18 protein-coding genes are annotated in these 17,942 nt (G+C 56.5%); 5 read left to right on the top strand and 13 right to left on the bottom strand.

Annotated features, from left to right (window positions below):
• Window positions 1-283: 283 nt before the first annotated feature.
• The gene (locus ACODSV_RS14850; protein ID WP_024072558.1) at window positions 284-1,006 is read left to right on the top strand and encodes a response regulator transcription factor; all 723 of its coding nucleotides are present in this window, start codon (window positions 284-286) and stop codon (window positions 1,004-1,006) included.
• Between the two features lie 155 nt (window positions 1,007-1,161).
• Here the strand turns inward: ACODSV_RS14850 and ACODSV_RS14845 are convergent, their stop codons facing one another.
• From ACODSV_RS14845 to dnaA, 13 genes are all read right to left on the bottom strand, one after another.
• Window positions 1,162-1,599: a hypothetical protein gene (locus ACODSV_RS14845; protein WP_024072557.1), complete on the bottom strand. Its 438-nt coding sequence runs from the start codon at window positions 1,597-1,599 to the stop codon at window positions 1,162-1,164.
• The gene (locus tag ACODSV_RS14840) at window positions 1,580-2,347 is read right to left on the bottom strand and encodes an SDR family NAD(P)-dependent oxidoreductase (protein WP_024072556.1); all 768 of its coding nucleotides are present in this window, start codon (window positions 2,345-2,347) and stop codon (window positions 1,580-1,582) included. The genes ACODSV_RS14845 and ACODSV_RS14840 overlap by 20 nt, the downstream gene beginning before the upstream one ends.
• A gap of 8 nt (window positions 2,348-2,355) precedes the next feature.
• Window positions 2,356-3,126 carry an SDR family NAD(P)-dependent oxidoreductase gene (locus ACODSV_RS14835; protein ID WP_024072555.1) on the bottom strand — a complete coding sequence of 257 codons (771 nt, stop codon included), beginning with the start codon at window positions 3,124-3,126 and terminating at the stop codon, window positions 2,356-2,358.
• 1 nt (window position 3,127) lies between these two features.
• The gene (locus ACODSV_RS14830; protein ID WP_150054604.1) at window positions 3,128-4,276 is read right to left on the bottom strand and encodes an oxidoreductase; all 1,149 of its coding nucleotides are present in this window, start codon (window positions 4,274-4,276) and stop codon (window positions 3,128-3,130) included.
• 13 nt (window positions 4,277-4,289) lie between these two features.
• Entirely contained in the window at window positions 4,290-5,489 is a 1,200-nt protein-coding gene (locus ACODSV_RS14825) for an AfsA-related hotdog domain-containing protein (protein WP_069077294.1), read from the bottom strand.
• Window positions 5,486-6,016, bottom strand: a complete 531-nt coding sequence (locus ACODSV_RS14820) for a DUF2867 domain-containing protein (protein WP_150054605.1) — start codon at window positions 6,014-6,016, stop codon at window positions 5,486-5,488. The genes ACODSV_RS14825 and ACODSV_RS14820 overlap by 4 nt, the downstream gene beginning before the upstream one ends.
• A gap of 13 nt (window positions 6,017-6,029) precedes the next feature.
• A complete protein-coding gene (locus tag ACODSV_RS14815; RefSeq protein WP_024072551.1) occupies window positions 6,030-6,623 on the bottom strand; it encodes an NAD(P)H-dependent oxidoreductase in 594 nt (197 codons plus the stop codon).
• Between the two features lie 135 nt (window positions 6,624-6,758).
• Window positions 6,759-7,334, bottom strand: a complete 576-nt coding sequence (locus ACODSV_RS14810; RefSeq protein WP_041160802.1) for an acyl-homoserine-lactone synthase — start codon at window positions 7,332-7,334, stop codon at window positions 6,759-6,761.
• Between the two features lie 159 nt (window positions 7,335-7,493).
• On the bottom strand, window positions 7,494-8,210 hold the full coding sequence (locus ACODSV_RS14805) for a helix-turn-helix transcriptional regulator (RefSeq protein ID WP_051448857.1): 717 nt from the start codon (window positions 8,208-8,210) through the stop codon (window positions 7,494-7,496).
• Between the two features lie 419 nt (window positions 8,211-8,629).
• Window positions 8,630-11,047 (bottom strand): DNA topoisomerase (ATP-hydrolyzing) subunit B, encoded by a 2,418-nt coding sequence (gyrB, locus tag ACODSV_RS14800; RefSeq protein WP_024072543.1) that lies wholly within the window; start codon window positions 11,045-11,047, stop codon window positions 8,630-8,632.
• Window positions 11,048-11,051: 4 nt separating this feature from the next.
• Complete coding sequence (gene recF / locus ACODSV_RS14795; protein WP_024072542.1) at window positions 11,052-12,155, bottom strand: DNA replication/repair protein RecF; 1,104 nt, start codon at window positions 12,153-12,155, stop codon at window positions 11,052-11,054.
• 20 nt (window positions 12,156-12,175) lie between these two features.
• On the bottom strand, window positions 12,176-13,279 hold the full coding sequence (dnaN, locus tag ACODSV_RS14790; protein ID WP_005783345.1) for a DNA polymerase III subunit beta: 1,104 nt from the start codon (window positions 13,277-13,279) through the stop codon (window positions 12,176-12,178).
• 38 nt (window positions 13,280-13,317) lie between these two features.
• Window positions 13,318-14,838 carry a chromosomal replication initiator protein DnaA gene (gene dnaA / locus ACODSV_RS14785; RefSeq protein WP_150095320.1) on the bottom strand — a complete coding sequence of 507 codons (1,521 nt, stop codon included), beginning with the start codon at window positions 14,836-14,838 and terminating at the stop codon, window positions 13,318-13,320.
• A gap of 585 nt (window positions 14,839-15,423) precedes the next feature.
• Between dnaA and rpmH the strand changes: the two genes are divergently transcribed.
• Genes rpmH through yidC form a run of 4 tightly spaced genes read left to right on the top strand, consistent with a single transcriptional unit; the run spans window position 15,424 to window position 17,902 of the window.
• Window positions 15,424-15,558 (top strand): 50S ribosomal protein L34, encoded by a 135-nt coding sequence (rpmH, locus tag ACODSV_RS14780; RefSeq protein WP_003213577.1) that lies wholly within the window; start codon window positions 15,424-15,426, stop codon window positions 15,556-15,558.
• Between the two features lie 13 nt (window positions 15,559-15,571).
• On the top strand, window positions 15,572-15,979 hold the full coding sequence (gene rnpA, locus ACODSV_RS14775) for a ribonuclease P protein component (protein ID WP_020302575.1): 408 nt from the start codon (window positions 15,572-15,574) through the stop codon (window positions 15,977-15,979).
• On the top strand, window positions 15,972-16,217 hold the full coding sequence (gene yidD, locus ACODSV_RS14770; protein WP_077430980.1) for a membrane protein insertion efficiency factor YidD: 246 nt from the start codon (window positions 15,972-15,974) through the stop codon (window positions 16,215-16,217). The genes rnpA and yidD overlap by 8 nt, the downstream gene beginning before the upstream one ends.
• Window positions 16,218-16,219: 2 nt before the next feature.
• Complete coding sequence (gene yidC / locus ACODSV_RS14765) at window positions 16,220-17,902, top strand: membrane protein insertase YidC (RefSeq protein WP_024078260.1); 1,683 nt, start codon at window positions 16,220-16,222, stop codon at window positions 17,900-17,902.
• Window positions 17,903-17,942 lie beyond the last annotated feature (40 nt).

Below are 17,942 nucleotides of genomic sequence, written 5' to 3'. Positions count from 1 at the left end.
AAGGTATGGGTTCCAGAAGGCATCTGACATCAACGCGCAGGTGTTGGCGGCAGCGTACCTGTCGGCTGATCCTTTTACTTACGATCGGGAGCCGGTATCTTTCCCACCTGGGTATCGAGAACTTTCAATGGCTTAACGGCCCTTTGATATCAGCGTACCGAGAGTTCCAAGGGGGCGTTGAATCTGACCACAATTCTTCAGATTCAGAGGCCGGCAACTGTGCAGTATGTGCCATATATCCAAGGCCGTCGGCTGCCTAATATTAGAAGAAAGGACCTTCGACATGCGTGTCGCAATACTGGATGACGAACCCGCTGAACTGCGGCGGGTGGAACAGACACTGCGACAAATCCCCAGTATCACGGAACAGCCCTGGTCCCTGCATTGCTTCGAACGCGGTGAAGACCTGCTGCGCCAACTGCGCCGCGAAACCTTTGACCTGCTGATACTCGACTGGCAATTGCCTGATATCAGTGGCATCGCGATACTGCGCTGGACACGCGAACACATGGAAGCGCCCCCCGCGGTCATCATGCTGACCAGCCGTGATGCCGAGAGCGATATTGTCACTGCGCTCAACAGCGGCGCCGATGATTACGTCAGCAAACCCTTTCGACCCAATGAGCTCAAAGCGCGAGTCACCGCCGTTTTGCGTCGGCATGGTTTTCAGAAGTCCGCGAACAACGAAGTACAAAGCTTCAACGACCTGACCTTCGATGACGCCGAACTCACCGTTACCCGTGCGGGCAAACCAATCAACCTGACCGAACGCGAGTACCGATTGGCCAGTTGCTTGTTTGCCAACCTGGCACGGCCGCTTTCCCGAGAGTACCTCTATGAGCGGTTCTGGAGCCATGAGGAAATGGTCTCTTCAAGACCGTTGGATACGCATATCTATCGGCTGCGTAACAAGCTTGGCCTGACGGCCGACCGGGGTTGGCAGCTGTTGACCATCTATGGGTATGGGTATCGATTGGAGAGTGTGGCGCCGGCGACTCAACGCTGAAAATCACGATGTTCCACGTGGAGCATTTTAAAAAACGGCCTGAGCAGTCCAGGCCGTTCTCGGTTCCAACAGGATTGTCGTGTTGATGCCGACCCCGGGATTGACCGATCGGTGAAATCTCGGCAACTGGGTCAACTCCGCATCGGCGCCAACCATCAGTAAGAACGGGCCCCTTCTCGGGTGGGTTTGGCGACGTTGCGCTCGAATAATCTGTGGGAAAACTCCAGTACCGCCAGCAACAGTTGAACGACACCCAGCACCAGCAAGAAAGGCGAAGCGCCACCGCTGACGGCCAATACCTGCAGTACCACTACGATCACGCGCAGCAAGGCGCTGAGACGGGCATGTTCGCGTGTGGGGGCTCGCCAACGCACAAAGCCCCACACAAGGTATGCCCAGGCGCCGATGTTGAGCAGGAACATGGCCGTGGGGTCGAGCGTCGAGAAGCGGCTGTTGAAGCCCAGTTGTTGATCGACCCATTGGATCATTGAATAGGCCCAGACGGACACCATCGGCAAGGCGAATGGGGCCATTGCAAGAATGTCGTATATAGCGCCAACGCGTACGATTTTCTCATGTGTGGATTGGGTCATTGCGGGTCTCCTCCTTGAGTGGTTGGTTCAGCAAGTCGCGAATTTCTTGGAACTCTCCCGATTTCAGTCCATTACGATGGCGCTCGGCCAAAACCTGGACAATATGCCCAGCGCGGGAGTCGGCGTCGACGATGTAGCCGGGAACTGCCGCTCGTTGCCGCAGCGCGACAAGATCGCTGAAACGCTCATCCGCCGCCATGATGGTCCGTGCCACAGTCGTCTGGACGTTGCAGAGCCCCAGAACTGCAAAGAATGTGTGTGGGTTTTCCAATTGATAGATTTTTGCCAGAGCATTCAACGCTGCCTTGGATACGGAATATGAGAGCATCCCCGCACGTTGGCGCAGTGCCGAAATCGATGATGAAAAGACCACCGTACTGGGGGGCGGCGTCGCACTCAGCATAATGTCCAGGACCATTTTTACGGCGCCCAGGTTGAGCGCCAAGACGCTATTGAACTCCTGCATCGAGGTCTGCGTGGCCAGTTGGGGCGCGCCGCCGAACCGTCCCGCATTCAGGTAGACGGTCTCTACCGGGGCAGGGGTACGCGATAGCAACGTCTGCAAGATTGCCGGTGCGCGCTCGATATCGGTCAAATCGCACCGCATAAAGTGGAAGTGCTCCTGTGGCGGGATATTGGCCGCAGGATTTCGTGACACCGCGAGCACCTCGTCGCCCCTGGCCAGGTGATAGCGTGCCAGGGCGTTGCCGATACCGGTGCTTACACCGGTGATCAATATGCTAGCCATGATTACCCCTAGAATTTGCCGATGTGATAGCCGCCATCGGCGCTGAGCACTGTGCCGGTGATATAGCTGGATCTCTTGCTCAGCAAAAACATGATCGCATCGGCGATTTCCTCTGGCTGGGCAAAGCGCTTCATGGCCGTCACGTCACGCTTGCGCTGGGTGTTTTCCGGATGGGCAGCCAGCCGTTCCGGAGAGTTCATACCTCCCAGTGTCGGCCCGGGCGCTACGGCGTTGACGCGCACGGCAAAGCCGGAATCGCTGTCGCAGGCATTCTCCATGGCGGCGACCTGCGTCAAGGCATTGAGCGCTGTCTTGCTGGCGACGTAGGCCGCCTGATTGGCCATCGGCATCACGCCAGCGCACGAGGAAACATTGACGATCGCTCCATCGGGGTACTGGCTGATCAATGCCAGTTCTTTTTGCAGGCAGTAAAGGGGGCCGTTCAGGTTGGTGTGGATGACCCTGTTCCAGTCCTGCGGCTGGATTGTCGCGATCGGCGCGTAGGGGGCGGTAATGCCTGCGTTGTTGATGGCGTAGTGCAACTGATCAACCTCGCCAGCCACCTTCGCGAAGGCCTCGGCTACTGAAGTTTCCGACGCTACATCGCAAAAGATGAACTGCGCCGAAGCCCCGAGTATCTCCAGAGCGGCGGCAGCCTTTTGCTCGTTTCTGCTCATCAGGAACAGCCGCGCGCCCGCTCCGGCCAGTTGCTTTGCCACGGCTAGGCCGATACCGCTTGCTCCGCCGGTGATGACGACGTTCTTGTCTTGAAATTCCATGTTATTGATTCCCGTAATGGATGTGAGCGGGCCGCTTGTAATGCTCATTCACGCAGCAATACACCCGATCGAGTTGCGGATTGCTCTTGTCTCGAAAGCAGTTACCGTCAAACCGGCATTGCTGGACCTGATCCTCATGGCCGGCGAGCGACTTGCTGATCAGGTCGTTATCGGCAAAAAGGGCTCGGCTCATGCCGACCAGATCACAGTGACCCAGCCGCAGTTGATCTTCTGCCTCCTGCAGCGAGCCAATGAAACCGGCATAGCCGACCGGGAGCGAGGTGAACGACTTGATCAGCCGCACCCCTTCGACGAACTGTCGCTGAATCTCAGGATGGGCAGAAAGCATGTAGCGGAAGGTTTCCTTGATGGTGATCGAGCACATGATTGCCGACGTCCCGGCGTCCGCCAGGGCAGCCACTACGTCCTCGAGCAGTTCCGGTTGCTGCCCGCTGGTGCCCAGACAATCATCGATGCCCAGGCGCACGGAAACCTCCAGGTCTCCAGCGGTAACCCTATGAATGCGGTCGATGACTTCCAGCAGGAACCGCGCTCGCTTGAGCGGGCTGGCGCCATAGGCGTCACGCCGATGGTTGGTCCAGGGCGATAGAAAACTGCTCAGCAGATAGCCGTTGGATGCCTGGAGCTGGACCATTTTGGCGCCGGCCTGTCTGGCACGCAGAGCCGCTTGGGCAAACTGATCGCAGACAGCGTCGATGTCCTCGACACTCATCTCTACCAACAGATCGGCACCACTGCTACCGGATAACGCACTGCGGCTCGGGCAAAGCAGCGGTTGGCCGCTGATCTGCGTGCCACCTTGGGCTCCGTAATGCTGAAGTTGCACCACCACCGGACAGTCCCGCTGGTGGCCGTACTCCACCAGCGGCGCGAGCTTTTCCAGGTTGGCATCGCTGTGCAGGCACAGGCCTCGCGCATGCAGGCGCGTGGAGGGCGCTATGGAGGAATTGCCCAGCACCACCATGGCGCAGCCACCGTCGATCACATGTTGATAGAAAGTGAACATTTCTTCGGACAGCGAACCGTCCGAGGTGGCCAGGTCGATGCCCATCGGGGCGAAATACAATCGGTTTTTCAGCGAAACGCTCTGACCGATCACCAGTGGGCGTTGTGAAAGCTCATAGCTCATGGGCGAACGATCCTCATGCCACGATTTGCTCGTGGGCCAGAGGGGCTGGTGAAGAGGCCGCGGCCCATCGCATCTGCCCGGCAAAGAAGCAGTGGCACTTGATCGTTTCACGGAGTTCGCTGGCCTGGTCCTTAGACAGCTTACCGAACACCAGCACCCGCTGGTCGGATTCGCCGGTGGAGCAGGTCGAAGCAACTGGCAGGCTGAGGAAACCACCCCCTTCGATGTAGAGCGATACGGTACTGACCGTGCTCCAATCGATGGCCCCGGCTTGATGAGTCACCAGCACTCCCAGTACCGAGAGCAGGCTCAGCCTGGCTTGCAACACGCTATCGGCGTGATGCACGAGGATGTTCTTGGGCAAGCGATCGGAAGGGGTAAACCAATGATCCTGAGGGTAGTTCAACGAGCGCATGCGTTTGAACAGCGGTAACTTGATCACTGCGCCTTGCAGCCAAAGACGCGACACCAGCCGACCGTTCTGATAGAAGTTCGCGCACTTGTCGATGGACTTGGGTTGTGATCGCCTGAGGCCCTGGGCCTGCTGCACCACGATTTCGACTTCATAGGCCGATTCGGTGTAGGCATTGAAGGAAATGCGCAAGTCTTCGATGGAAATGGAAACTGCGCCGCGCCGGTGCCCCAAGTAGTTGTAGACGTAGTAGTACATGGCTTGCCTGGCCACCTCGATCAACATCAGGCCCGGCACATGTTCGTGCTGCTTGTTATAGAAGTAGTAATTCTTGGTGTCATTGATCAACAGATAAGACCCCTGCCTGGCCTTATCCCACTGCGCGAGCGCTTCAAGGCACTCGATCATGCGTAATACCTGGTCGGACGGTATTTCGGCATCACCTCCCTGAAAATGCTGGGCAAGGTAGCGTTGGGCCTGCAGGGGGATGAATTCAGCCGTGAGGATGAAGTGGTCGCCGCACTCGGTATAGAAATCAGTCAGGCGGATCTCGAAGGTGGAGAGTGTGCTCGCCTGTTCCGCACTGATTTTCAAGGGCAGATAGCGCAGCACATACTGGCCATCTTGCGCACTGTACAGCGCCTCGAACAGGGCCTGATCCTGCGCGTTGCCAGCCAGTATTTCTGCACCAATCGTAGTACTGAGAAAACTGGGCAGAATCAGCCTTGGTCGAGCGATCAGGACATCCTTGGGGCTGTCTTTGTGCAACAGATGGGGGTCAATCAAGTCTGCGCAGTTCATGGGTTGCGATCTCCAAGTGAGCGAATTGGGGAATGTAGGGGGAGACGGGACAGCAAAAGCTTAATGATGGGCCCATGTACCGGCGCCACCGGCAGCATGTAGAGGCGGCCGAAAGTATTGAAGGTCTTGACGGAGGTGGTGATATGCAGGCAACGCGGTTGCGTGAGTGTTGTATCGATCGAGACCATGACCGCCAGATGGGTATCGCGTGAGGTCAGTACCAGCTTGTGTGCGCTGAGGGCCTCGATGGTGAAGAAATCGAGCTTTTCGCCGACCGTCGGGACGCACTCTGGTGTGACGCCCGAGAACCCGCCGATCTTCTCGACGTGAAAGTGCTGCGAGATGCTGTCGCGCAGCCTGAACGCACCTTTGAGCCAGGCGGGCGTCGCGGCCGTCATCAGGCAATACAGTTCGAATACCGTGGATTCGGTGTCGATGATCGCGCTGGCCGAATGCAGAAAACCTAGCTCATGGAGCTCGGCCACCAGGCTGGCGCACGGTGGGATCTGGGCGTTTGGCGTCTTCATGATGGATGACACCTTATTGCAGCAGGGCGATTTGCGCCTGCTCGGCCTGCAATAGCATGTTTTCGTAGAGCTGGTCGGCGGATGCCTGGTCCTCAATGACCTGTTCGGCGACATTCTGAGCGATGACGTCGATTGATTCGTCGTCGATGAATACCGATTCGTAAACCCCGACGACAGGCAGGTAGATACCTTTGACGTACGCCACCGTCTGCTGCAAAGGCCTGAGCAATTCATCCAGTGTGTAACGGTTGAACCCGCCAGCGCGGTAGCCTGTGGATGGCGCCCCCACTGTGGTGACGATCATGAACTCCTTGTTCTTGAGCTTGTCGCCACCGCGTGCGTAGGCATAGCCGGGGGTGAACACTTCATCGATCCACTGTTTCATGATTGCCGGGCAGGAATACCAATACAACGGAAACAGCAACACGATGCGGTCATGGGCATCGAGCAACGCCTGCTCTGCACGAACATCGAACCCGGTGGGCGTTACCGCGCAGGACAGGCTATGGACCTTGACGCCACGATGGCTGATCTTGCTCATGATCGCGATATTGACGCGGGAAACCGAGAGATCCGGATGCCCCGAAATGACAATGACTTTTTTCATGTAGGGCCCATGTCCTTTATATGGTTGAAATGCCGATGCAGCGCTATTTAAGAACAGGGGCCTGAAGTTGTAACCTAACCTTTTGGGGAGGCGGCTTGCCCAATTTGCCGGCAGCGGCAGGCCATTCGTAGTGCTTCAGGCCACTTCTCGATCAACAAGGCTGGGCGGTACCCTGATCCAGTTGGCCATGATCTTTTGCCCTTCGATCACGGTCAGCTTTTCCCCGCAATGAGCGTCGAAGCCCGCTTTGCGCAACAATCGGGCGATCCCGGGCGGAGATACCGTGATCAATTGGCGAACCTCGTGGCGAGCCGCGACCTTGAGCACTTCGTGCAGCAGCGCCACGGCGTTCGGCGATGACATTGAATGGCCAGTGAAGGTCTGTTGCTGCAGGTCGACGGCAGCAAAACGGGAGATTTCCCAGATGTCCGCCGAATGAGGGAGTGCCTGGTCGCCGAGCACCTGGGGAAACACTTCTCCCAGCAGATAGGGCTTGTGTGTGGGCAGCAGCCGCGCTACGCCGACGATGCGCGGGCCTTGATGGGCGATCACGTATACCGTGTCGTCGCGATCGAATTGATCCAGTTCCTCACCGATCGCACAGTCCAGATGCCATCCAAGTTTCTCGACAAATACGCGATAGCGATATCGCAGCAGGGCCTGCCACAGTTCTATCGGTAATGTAAGGCGCGTACCCGTGGTCATATACATGAGGAACCCTCGGCAAATAATCGAGGGATAATTCAGCAGAATAATCGAATGCTTAGGTACTGCTCTTTTGGGCAGGTGCGTCTTCAACGTGCGAGTATTATTGTTGTTGTTCTCACTCGGCGCCGTTAACGCTTCAGCGGTGCACACATGAGTGGTGTCTCAGACGAGCAAGCCCAGTGTAGTGGCGCGCACTACGGTAGCGGTGCAGTTATGGACGCCCAGTTTCGAGCCTGCATTGCGCAGGTGAAACTTGATGGTTTCCCGCGATAGCGAGAGGATCAAACCGATCTCGTAGGCAGTCTTGCCGTCGGCCGCCCACTTAAGGACTTCACATTCGCGCCGCGACAGCGATTTTTCCTGCGGTAATTGCCACTGCGGTGTCAGTACTCGCAAGAACCCCTGATGGGCGACATTCACCAAAAACCGCATGTATTTTTGATTGGATGCGAGCTCTTGCGCAGTAATAGCGTCGCTGGGGCGCGCCAGTGTCAGCATGCCGCCGCTGCCGCGGCCGTCCAGACAGGATTGAGCCCAACCATGGACCAGTCCGGCTGCGCGGGCTTCCTCCCACATCTGCGGGGTTTGCTGGGTTATTTGCTCGTCCCAGACAATCGGTATCGTCGATTTCGTGCAGTGTTGCACTGTCGGGTCCACGGCAATGTATTCGCACTGGGCATAGCGTTGTCGCCACGAAGGCTGAAAATTGTTGCTCATCACGACCGCAGGGCGGGTGACGGGTATAGGTATTCGGATCCCATAGGCGCAATAGTCGAACCCTAGGTGTCTTGCAGTGCTTACTATCCGGTCCAACAATTCAGCTTCAGTTTGGGCATTGTCGATCGTGTGTAACAGGTCATCCATCCACTTCACTGTCATTCTCCTTGAATTGACCTTGTTACGCTCTATCTGCGCCGACTATCACTTTCGGACGCACTCATGACACAGGGTAGTGCTGCTACTGCTTGGTAACTTGCCAGACCAGTGATCGGTATTGGGATTACTGCCGCTAGGCAAGGGTAGCCTGACTGCGGCGGGAAATCATTGAGCTGGAACAATTCATTGACAGTTGGTGACCGAGCGTTGGGAAGTTTGATACGTTGCGTTACCTGAACCGTGTGCAGGCGTCACCACCGAATTGGCCCCGCTGCCGATAACTACAACAGCGCTAAAAATCTCTGTTTTTAAAGACAAAAAAGCCAACGTTTAAAAACGTTGGCTTTTTCAGTCAGTTGAGCTGACAAGCTTGAGTCATCTATTTGTGAAAGTTCTCATTTATTCTGAGAACCTCCACCTGATCAGAAGTCCAGGTTGGACACCGCCAGGGCATTGCTTTCGATGAAGTCACGACGTGGCTCGACCGCATCACCCATCAGGGTGTTGAAGATCTGGTCTGCGCCAATAGCGTCTTCGATGGTCACACGCAACATGCGGCGCTGAGCTGGGTCCATGGTGGTTTCCCACAGTTGATCCGGGTTCATCTCACCCAGACCTTTGTATCGCTGGATGGTGTGGCGCTTGGTGCTTTCAGCCATCAGCCAGTCGAGGGCTTCCTTGAATTCCTTGACCTGCTTCTTGCGTTCGCCACGTTGAATATAAGCACCGTCGTCCAGCAGGGTGCTCAGTTGCGCGCCCAGGGTTACCACGGTCTTGTAGTCATTGCTGCCGAAGAAGTCGCGGTTGAAGGTGACGTAGTTCGACAGGCCGTGGGAGATCAGCTCGACCTCTGGCAGCCAAACGTTACGTTCACGGTCTTCACGCAGGCTGGCCTTGTACACCAGGCCAGACTTCTCGACGGTGCGCAGGCGCACCTCGTACTGAGCCAGCCAATCCTGCATGTGGGCATGATCGCCCAGTTGCTCCAGGCTCACAGCCGGCAGGTAGATGAAGTGCTCGGTCAGCTCCTGAGGGTACAGGCGCGACAAACGCTTGAGGGTCTTCATCACCATGCGGAAGTCGTTTACCAAACGCTCCAACGCCTCACCGGAAATACCCGGTGCTTCGTCGTTCAAGTGCAGGCTCGCGTCTTCCAGGGCCGACTGCGTCATGTACTCTTCCATGGCGTCGTCGTCTTTGATGTATTGCTCTTGCTTGCCTTTTTTCACTTTGTACAGTGGCGGCTGGGCGATGTAGATGTAGCCGCGCTCGATCAACTCCGGCAACTGACGGAAGAAGAAGGTCAGCAGCAGGGTACGGATGTGCGAACCGTCGACGTCAGCATCGGTCATGATGATGATGTTGTGGTAACGCAGCTTGTCGATGTTGTATTCCTCGCGACCAATACCGCAGCCCAAGGCTGTGATCAAGGTGCCGACTTCCTGGGAGGAAATCATCTTGTCGAAGCGGGCTTTCTCAACGTTGAGGATCTTACCCTTCAACGGCAGGATGGCCTGGGTGCGACGGTTACGACCCTGCTTGGCGGAACCGCCAGCAGAGTCACCTTCCACCAGGTACAGTTCGGAAAGGGCAGGGTCCTTCTCCTGGCAGTCAGCCAGTTTGCCGGGCAAGCCGGCGATATCCAACGCGCCTTTACGACGAGTCATCTCACGGGCCTTACGCGCCGCTTCACGGGCACGTGCCGCATCGATCATCTTGCCGACAACCAGCTTGGCTTCGTTCGGGTTTTCGAGCAGGAAGTCGGAGAAGTATTTGCCCATCTCCTGTTCCACTGCTGTCTTCACTTCGGAAGACACCAGCTTGTCCTTGGTCTGGGAGCTGAACTTAGGGTCCGGCACTTTTACCGAGATAATTGCGGTCAAGCCTTCACGGGCGTCATCACCGGTAGTGGCGACTTTGTGTTTCTTCGCCAGGCCTTCAGCTTCGATATAAGTATTCAGGTTACGCGTCAGCGCGGAACGGAAACCCACCAGGTGAGTACCACCGTCGCGCTGTGGAATGTTGTTGGTAAAGCACAACAGGTTCTCGTTGAAGCTGTCGTTCCACTGCAACGCGATTTCCACGCCGATGCCGTCTTCACGCTGGATGTTGAAATGGAACACCTGGTTGACCGCAGTCTTGTTGGTGTTCAGGTATTCAACGAATGCACGCAGACCACCTTCGTACTTGAACAGCTCTTCCTTGCCGCTGCGCTCATCTTTGAGGACGATGCCAACACCGGAGTTGAGGAAGGACAGTTCACGAATACGCTTGGCCAGGATGTCCCAGCTGAAGTGGATATTCTTGAAGGTGTCAGCCGAAGGCTTGAAATGAATCTGGGTACCGGTGGACTCACTGTCGCCAACAATTTTCATTGGTTCTTGTGGCACACCGTGGACGTAGGTCTGTTCCCAAATCTTGCCGCTACGGCGAACAGTAAGGATCAGCTCTTCAGACAGAGCGTTCACTACCGACACACCCACACCGTGCAAACCACCGGAGACTTTATAGGAGTTGTCGTCGAACTTACCGCCGGCGTGGAGCACGGTCATGATGACCTCTGCCGCCGATACGCCTTCTTCTTTGTGCACATCTACCGGAATGCCACGACCGTTATCGCGCACGGTGATGGACTCATCCGGGTGGATGATGATGCTGATGTCGTCGCAGTGACCGGCCAGAGCTTCGTCGATGGAGTTGTCGACCACCTCGAACACCATGTGGTGCAGACCGCTACCATCATCGGTGTCGCCAATGTACATACCGGGACGTTTGCGTACGGCATCCAAACCTTTCAGCACTTTAATGCTGGTCGAGTCGTACGTGTTTTCTTCGCTCATGCCTTCACTCCCGATGGTCGTGGGTCTGGGTGATACGGCCTTGTTCCACGTGGAACAAAGCGACTGGCGTTTCCGTCTGCCAGCCTTCCCTCAATAATTCGTGGTCTACACAGGTGATAAAAACCTGGCAGCGTAATTCTTCTAACAAACGGCATAACGCGAGGCGGTGTTGCTCGTCGAGTTCGGACGGCAAGTCATCCACCAGATAAATACACTGGCCACGCCTGGCCTGGCTAACGAGATGCCCCTGGGCGATCCGTAAAGCACACACCACCAACTTCTGCTGACCACGGGACAAGATGTCCGCGGCATTGTGTGCGCCTAATCTAAGGCGCAAATCAGCCCGTTGGGGTCCGGCCTGGGTATGGCCGATTTGCTGATCCCGCTGCAAGGACGTGGCGAGCACTGCACTCAGCTCGCGCTCTTTGTCCCAACCACGGTAGTAACTCAGCGTCAGCCCCTCAAGATCCAACAACTCACTCAAGGTCTGCTCAAAGACTGGTTTCAAGGCTTTGATATAGGCGCGGCGGTATTCATCAATTTCGTCGCTGGCCAGGCACAGTTCCCGGTCCCAGGCCGCTTGCGAAGCGGCGTCAAGTGTACCATGCCGCAGCCATGAGTTCCGCTGCCGCAGGGCCTTCTGCAGGCGCTGCCACGTGGCCATGAATCGCGGTTCCACGTGGAACACTCCCCAATCGAGGAACTGACGCCGGATCTTCGGTGCGCCTTCTAATAAACGGAAACTGTCTGGGTTGATCAATTGCAGCGGCAGGATTTCCGCCAGTTGCGCCGCACTGCGAGCATTTTGCCCATCAATGCGAATTTGAAACTCCCCGCCACGATCGCGGGAGATCCCCAAGCTGCTGTGCCCACCTTCAGCCAATTCAACTTGGCCAAACACTGTGCACGCCAGTTGTTCGTATTGAATCACCGGCAACAGTCGAGCACTGCGGAATGAACGGGCGAGCCCCAGCAAATGGATGGCCTCCAGCACGCTGGTTTTGCCACTGCCGTTGGCGCCATGGAGGATATTGATGCGTGGGGAGGGGGAGAAGGTCACCGGGTGCAGATTGCGCACCGCGGTGACCGAGACGCGACTGAGGGACATCTAGCTTCTGCTGAGCATGATTACAGGCGCATCGGCATAACAACGTAAGCCGAGTCGTCGTTATCGGATTCTTGCACCAGGGCGCTACTGTTGGAGTCCGACAGGATCAGGCGCACCTGTTCCGTGGTCATCACGCCCAGCACATCAAGCAAGTAGCTCACGTTGAAGCCGATTTCCAGCGAACCGCCGTTGTAGTCGACGCCCACTTCTTCTTCCGCTTCTTCCTGCTCCGGGTTATTGGCCTGGATCTTCAACTGGCCGTTGGCCAATTGCAGGCGGATACCGCGGTACTTCTCGTTCGACAGAATCGCGGTACGGCTGAAGGCTTCACGCAGGGCCTGACGATCGCCGATGACCAGCTTGTCACCACCTTTAGGCAGCACACGCTCGTAATCCGGGAACTTGCCGTCAACCAGCTTGGAGGTGAAGGTGAACTCACCCGTGGTCGCGCGGATGTGATGCTGGCCCAGGACAATGCTGACGTTGCCATCCGGTTCAGTAAGCAAACGTGCCAATTCAAGGATACCTTTACGCGGCACGATCACCTGGTGACGGTCCGGCTGACCGATATCAGCACGCATCGAGCACATTGCCAGACGATGACCGTCGGTGGCCACGGCACGGATGATGCCTTCCGACACTTCCAGCAGCATGCCGTTGAGGTAGTAACGCACGTCCTGCTGGGCCATCGCGAAGCTGGTGCGCTCGATCAAACGGCGCAGCTTGCTTTGCTCCAGACTGCAGGTCAGCGAGCCAGGGCCTTCTTCAACGGTGGGGAAGTCATTGGCTGGCAAGGTAGACAGCGTAAAACGGCTGCGACCGGCCTTGACCACCAGCTTCTGCTCATCAACCTTGATGTCGATCAGCGCATCGTTGGGCAGGCTCTTACAGATGTCCATCAGCTTACGCGCCGGCACGGTGATCTCGCCAGGTTCGGCGGGTTCTTCGAGCTGGACGCGCCCCACCAGCTCGACTTCCAGGTCGGTACCGGTCAAGGACAACTGCTGGCCTTCGACAACCAGCAATACGTTGGAGAGCACCGGCAAGGTCTGTCGGCGCTCGACGACGCCTGCGACCAGTTGCAGGGGTTTCAACAGGGCTTCGCGTTGAATGGTGAAATGCATGGTCTAGTCCCTTGCCTTAATAAGCTGCGCTGGTGTCATCACGTAGTCAGTGTACGCAGCAGGTTCTTGTAGTCCTCGCGAATATCCGCGTCGGATTCCTTAAGTTCGTTGATTTTGCGGCACGCGTGCAAGACCGTGGTGTGGTCGCGACCGCCAAACACATCACCGATTTCCGGCAGGCTGTGGTTGGTCAACTCCTTGGAGAGTGCCATAGCCACCTGACGCGGACGAGCCACCGAGCGCGAGCGGCGCTTGGACAGCAGGTCGGAAATCTTGATCTTGTAGTACTCCGCCACGGTGCGCTGGATGTTATCCACACTGACCAGCTTGTCCTGTAGTGCCAGCAGGTCTTTCAAGGATTCGCGAATCAGCTCGATGGTGATGTCGCGGCCCATGAAGTGCGAGTGTGCGATCACCCGCTTGAGTGCGCCTTCCAGCTCACGCACGTTGGAGCGAATGCGTTGGGCAATGAAGAATGCGGCGTCGTGGGGCAGATCGACCTTCGCCTGGTCAGCCTTTTTCATCAGGATCGCAACGCGGGTTTCCAGCTCCGGCGGCTCTACCGCAACGGTCAGGCCCCAACCAAAGCGCGACTTCAGACGTTCTTCCAGGCCTTCGATTTCCTTCGGATAACGGTCGCTGGTGAGGATGACCTGCTGGCCGCCTTCGAGCAGGGCGTTGAAGGTGTGAAAGAACTCTTCCTGGGAACGTTCCTTGCGGGCGAAGAACTGAATGTCATCGATCAACAAGGCATCAACGGAACGGTAGAACCGCTTGAACTCGTTGATGGCATTGAGCTGCAGGGCCTTGACCATATCAGCCACGAAGCGCTCCGAGTGCAGGTACACGACCTTGGCATTCGGGTTCTTCTTTAATAGATGGTTACCCACAGCGTGCATCAAGTGAGTCTTACCCAAGCCAACGCCACCATAAAGGAAGAGTGGGTTGTAACCATGCTTGGGGTTATCGGCCACTTGCCAGGCGGCCGCCCGGGCCAGCTGGTTGGATTTACCTTCGACGAAGTTCTCAAAGGTAAAGGTGCGGTTCAAGTAGCTGGTGTGCTTGAGCGCGCCTTCCACCTGCACAGTGCGCTGTTCCGCGCGAACCGGGGCCTGCTGCGAACTGGCACCTGCCATCGGGTCGAAGCTGTCGCGGGACGGCTCTTCATTTATAGGCGCGTTTTTCTGCGACGAGGATTTTGAAGGCGTCGGGGCAACCGGTGCTGGCGAGTTATTAACAGGCGCGGCAGCGGACTGTGCCTGCGAGGCACTCGCTGCCAACGGCGCATTCGGCGCAGCGCGAGGCGCCGAGCTGCGTTTGCTGCCTATTAATAAGGAGAGCACGGGCGCGAGGCCATTGCCATGCTCATCGAGCAATTCGAGAACGCGGCTCAGGTACTTCTCGTTGACCCAGTCGAGAACAAAACGATTGGGTGCGTAGACACGCAACTCGTCGCCTTCGGCTTCGACCTGTAGCGGACGGATCCAGGTGTTGAATTGCTGGGCAGGCAGCTCATCGCGCAAAAGCTCCACGCACTGCTGCCAAAGTTCCACTGACACGGATATCCCCTAAGTTGAAAGCCGGTGAGGCAAAAACAGCCGCCATTGTAGCGGCCAGCCGCCCACTTATCCACATGTAGGTTGCTCACACACCAGCCAAAATCAATGCCTTAACCGTAAAGAAGGCGACAGATGGTCTGTGCATAAGCTCTGTGGATAAGCGCACCTAAGCCCGTTGTACAAGTGGGGTCGAAAGTCTGTGGGTAACCGGCCTGTGGATAACAAGCCATTCCACACACAGCTTATCCGACAGCGCAGCACAGGCAGAGCACCGTTTCTCCCCCGTGTTGTCATTCTCTGTACATCACGTGGAATATGGCCTCAAGGCAGTTATCCACAGACGAACGCTTCCCTAGCTTTTATAAGCTTTACAGAAAAGCTTTAAATAACTTCCTTCTTTATTTTTATATCTATGGCATTGCCCATGGAAGCCAGGCGGACAGAAAAGGCCTGGATACGTGCAAAGATCTAATTAAAGGAAAAGCTGGTTGGAAATTGACCTAGAGGCTTGCTTTCTCTAGAATCGCCGGTCTCTTAAAACGGGGGCCATTCCGGCCCGTTGTGGACGAACCAGGTAACAACGCCATGAAACGTACTTTCCAACCAAGCACCATCAAACGCGCCCGTACCCACGGCTTCCGTGCTCGCATGGCCACCAAGAACGGCCGTGCTGTCCTGTCGCGTCGCCGCGCCAAAGGTCGTGCGCGTCTGGCAGTTTGATAATCCGGTACTGGTGGTGAGTCAGGACTTCAGTCGGGAAAAGCGCCTGCTTACCCCCCGGCACTTCAAGGCAGTCTTTGACTCCCCCACCGGCAAGGTTCCGGGGAAAAATCTCCTGCTCCTTGCGCGTAACAACGATCTGGATCACCCCCGTCTCGGGTTGGTGATCGGCAAGAAGAGCGTAAAGCTCTCCGTTGAGCGCAATCGCCTCAAGCGTCTGATGCGCGAATCGTTTCGCCTCCACCAGGACACTCTGGTTGGTTGGGATATTGTTATCGTCGCGCGCAAAGGCTTGGGGGACGTAGAAAACCCCGAATTGATTCAGCATTTCGGCAAGCTCTGGAAACGTTTGGCGCGTACCCACAAGCCAGCACCAGCAGTCAGCACCGAAACTGTAGGGGTAGACAGCCTTGATGCGTAAACTGGCGCTCGTTCCGATCCAGTTTTACCGTTATGCCATTAGTCCTCTGATGGCCAACCACTGTCGTTTCTACCCCAGTTGTTCCTGCTACGCGTTAGAGGCCATAGAAAATCATGGTCTTCTGCGCGGTGGCTGGCTGGCCTTTCGTCGTTTAGGCCGCTGTCATCCGTGGAATCCCGGTGGTTATGACCCGGTTCCACCTATCCCTACCTCCCGTTCTTCTTCGATGGCCGAGTAATCATGGATATTAAACGCACGATCCTGATCGTCGCCCTGGCAATCGTGTCCTACGTCATGGTTCTTAAGTGGAACCAGGACTATGGCCAAGCTGCCCTGCCGACTCAGAATGTTGCTACCAATCAGGCTGCGCCGGCTATTCCGGACACCCCGCTGGGTAACAATGCGTCCGCGAGTGCCGATGTTCCCAGCGCGAATGGCGAGACAAGCGCCCCTGTAGAAACGCCAGTAGTCACCAATAAAGACCTCATCCACGTCAAAACGGATGTGCTCGACCTGGCTATCGATCCACAAGGTGGTGATATCGCCCAGCTGAAGCTGCCGCTTTATCCACGTCGCCAAGACCATCCGGATGTTCCGTTCCAGCTGTTCGATAACGGCGGCGAACGCGTTTATCTGGCACAAAGCGGCCTGACTGGCACCAACGGTCCGGATGCTCGTGCTACCGGTCGTCCGGTTTATTCGACCGAACAGAAGACTTATCAACTGGCTGATGGCCAAAACCAGTTGAACGTTGACCTGAAATTCAGCCTCGATGGCGTCAACTACATCAAGCGTTTCAGCTTCACCCGTGGTTTGTACGACTTGAAGGTCACTTACCTGATCGACAACGAAAGCGACAAACCGTGGAGCGGCAACCTGTTTGCCCAGCTCAAGCGTGATGGCAGTTCCGATCCGTCTTCCAGCACCGCCACCGGCACCGCGACTTACCTGGGCGCCGCCCTGTGGACAAGTAACGAGCCGTACAAAAAAGTGTCGATGAAAGATATCGACAAGGGCGCGCTGAAAGAAACCGTTCAAGGTGGCTGGGTTGCCTGGCTGCAACACTACTTCGTGACCGCATGGATTCCGAACAAGGGTGAAGCCAACCTGGTGCAAACCCGCAAGGACAGCCAGGGCAACTACATTATTGGCTTTACTGGCCCGGCGTTGACCGTCGCTCCAGGCGCCAAGGCTGAAACCAGCGCTACCTTGTATGCCGGCCCGAAAAGCCAGGCAGTACTGAAAGAGTTATCCCCAGGCCTGGAACTGACTGTGGATTACGGCATCCTGTGGTTTATTGCCCAGCCGATCTTCTGGCTGCTGCAACATATCCACAGCATCGTCGGCAACTGGGGCTTCTCGATCATCTTCCTGACGATGCTGATCAAGGGGATCTTCTTCCCACTGTCGGCCGCCAGCTACAAGTCGATGGCGCGCATGCGTGCCGTGGCCCCTAAATTGGCCGCGCTGAAAGAACAACATGGTGACGACCGGCAGAAAATGTCGCAGGCCATGATGGAGTTGTACAAGAAAGAGAAGATCAACCCGCTGGGTGGATGCTTGCCGATTCTGGTACAAATGCCGGTATTCCTTTCGCTGTACTGGGTACTCCTGGAAAGCGTGGAAATGCGCCAGGCTCCGTTCATGCTGTGGATAACTGACCTGTCGATCAAAGACCCGTTCTTTATCCTGCCGATCATCATGGGCGCGACCATGTTTATCCAGCAGCGCTTGAACCCAACGCCGCCGGATCCGATGCAGGCCAAGGTAATGAAAATGATGCCAATCATCTTCACCTTCTTCTTCCTGTGGTTCCCAGCTGGCCTGGTGCTGTACTGGGTGGTCAACAACGTGTTGTCGATCTCTCAACAGTGGTACATCACACGTAAGATCGAAGCGGCTACCAAAAAAGCCGCGGCGTAACTTACTCTGTGGATAACCACTCAAGACGCCCCCTAGTGGG

The sequence above is a fragment of the Pseudomonas sp. FG86 genome, from assembly GCF_057808775.1.
This window is presented reverse-complemented; position numbering and strand designations above follow the sequence as displayed.

Excerpts from the sequence above, each read along its gene's own strand:
- ACODSV_RS14815 (WP_024072551.1), bottom strand. The coding sequence starts at position 6,623 with ATGAAAAAAGTCATTGTCATTTCGGGGCATCCGGATCTCTCGGTTTCC.
- ACODSV_RS14840 (WP_024072556.1), bottom strand. The coding sequence starts at position 2,347 with ATGGCTAGCATATTGATCACCGGTGTAAGCACCGGTATCGGCAACGCC.
- dnaN (WP_005783345.1), bottom strand. The coding sequence starts at position 13,279 with ATGCATTTCACCATTCAACGCGAAGCCCTGTTGAAACCCCTGCAACTG.
- ACODSV_RS14820 (WP_150054605.1), bottom strand. The coding sequence starts at position 6,016 with ATGAAGACGCCAAACGCCCAGATCCCACCGTGCGCCAGCCTGGTGGCC.
- recF (WP_024072542.1), bottom strand. The coding sequence starts at position 12,155 with ATGTCCCTCAGTCGCGTCTCGGTCACCGCGGTGCGCAATCTGCACCCG.
- rpmH (WP_003213577.1), top strand. The coding sequence starts at position 15,424 with ATGAAACGTACTTTCCAACCAAGCACCATCAAACGCGCCCGTACCCAC.
- yidC (WP_024078260.1), top strand. The coding sequence starts at position 16,220 with ATGGATATTAAACGCACGATCCTGATCGTCGCCCTGGCAATCGTGTCC.
- ACODSV_RS14830 (WP_150054604.1), bottom strand. The coding sequence starts at position 4,276 with ATGAGCTATGAGCTTTCACAACGCCCACTGGTGATCGGTCAGAGCGTT.
- ACODSV_RS14845 (WP_024072557.1), bottom strand. The coding sequence starts at position 1,599 with ATGACCCAATCCACACATGAGAAAATCGTACGCGTTGGCGCTATATAC.
- ACODSV_RS14805 (WP_051448857.1), bottom strand. The coding sequence starts at position 8,210 with ATGACAGTGAAGTGGATGGATGACCTGTTACACACGATCGACAATGCC.
- yidD (WP_077430980.1), top strand. The coding sequence starts at position 15,972 with ATGCGTAAACTGGCGCTCGTTCCGATCCAGTTTTACCGTTATGCCATT.
- ACODSV_RS14850 (WP_024072558.1), top strand. The coding sequence starts at position 284 with ATGCGTGTCGCAATACTGGATGACGAACCCGCTGAACTGCGGCGGGTG.
- ACODSV_RS14825 (WP_069077294.1), bottom strand. The coding sequence starts at position 5,489 with ATGAACTGCGCAGACTTGATTGACCCCCATCTGTTGCACAAAGACAGC.
- ACODSV_RS14835 (WP_024072555.1), bottom strand. The coding sequence starts at position 3,126 with ATGGAATTTCAAGACAAGAACGTCGTCATCACCGGCGGAGCAAGCGGT.
- gyrB (WP_024072543.1), bottom strand. The coding sequence starts at position 11,047 with ATGAGCGAAGAAAACACGTACGACTCGACCAGCATTAAAGTGCTGAAA.
- ACODSV_RS14810 (WP_041160802.1), bottom strand. The coding sequence starts at position 7,334 with ATGTATATGACCACGGGTACGCGCCTTACATTACCGATAGAACTGTGG.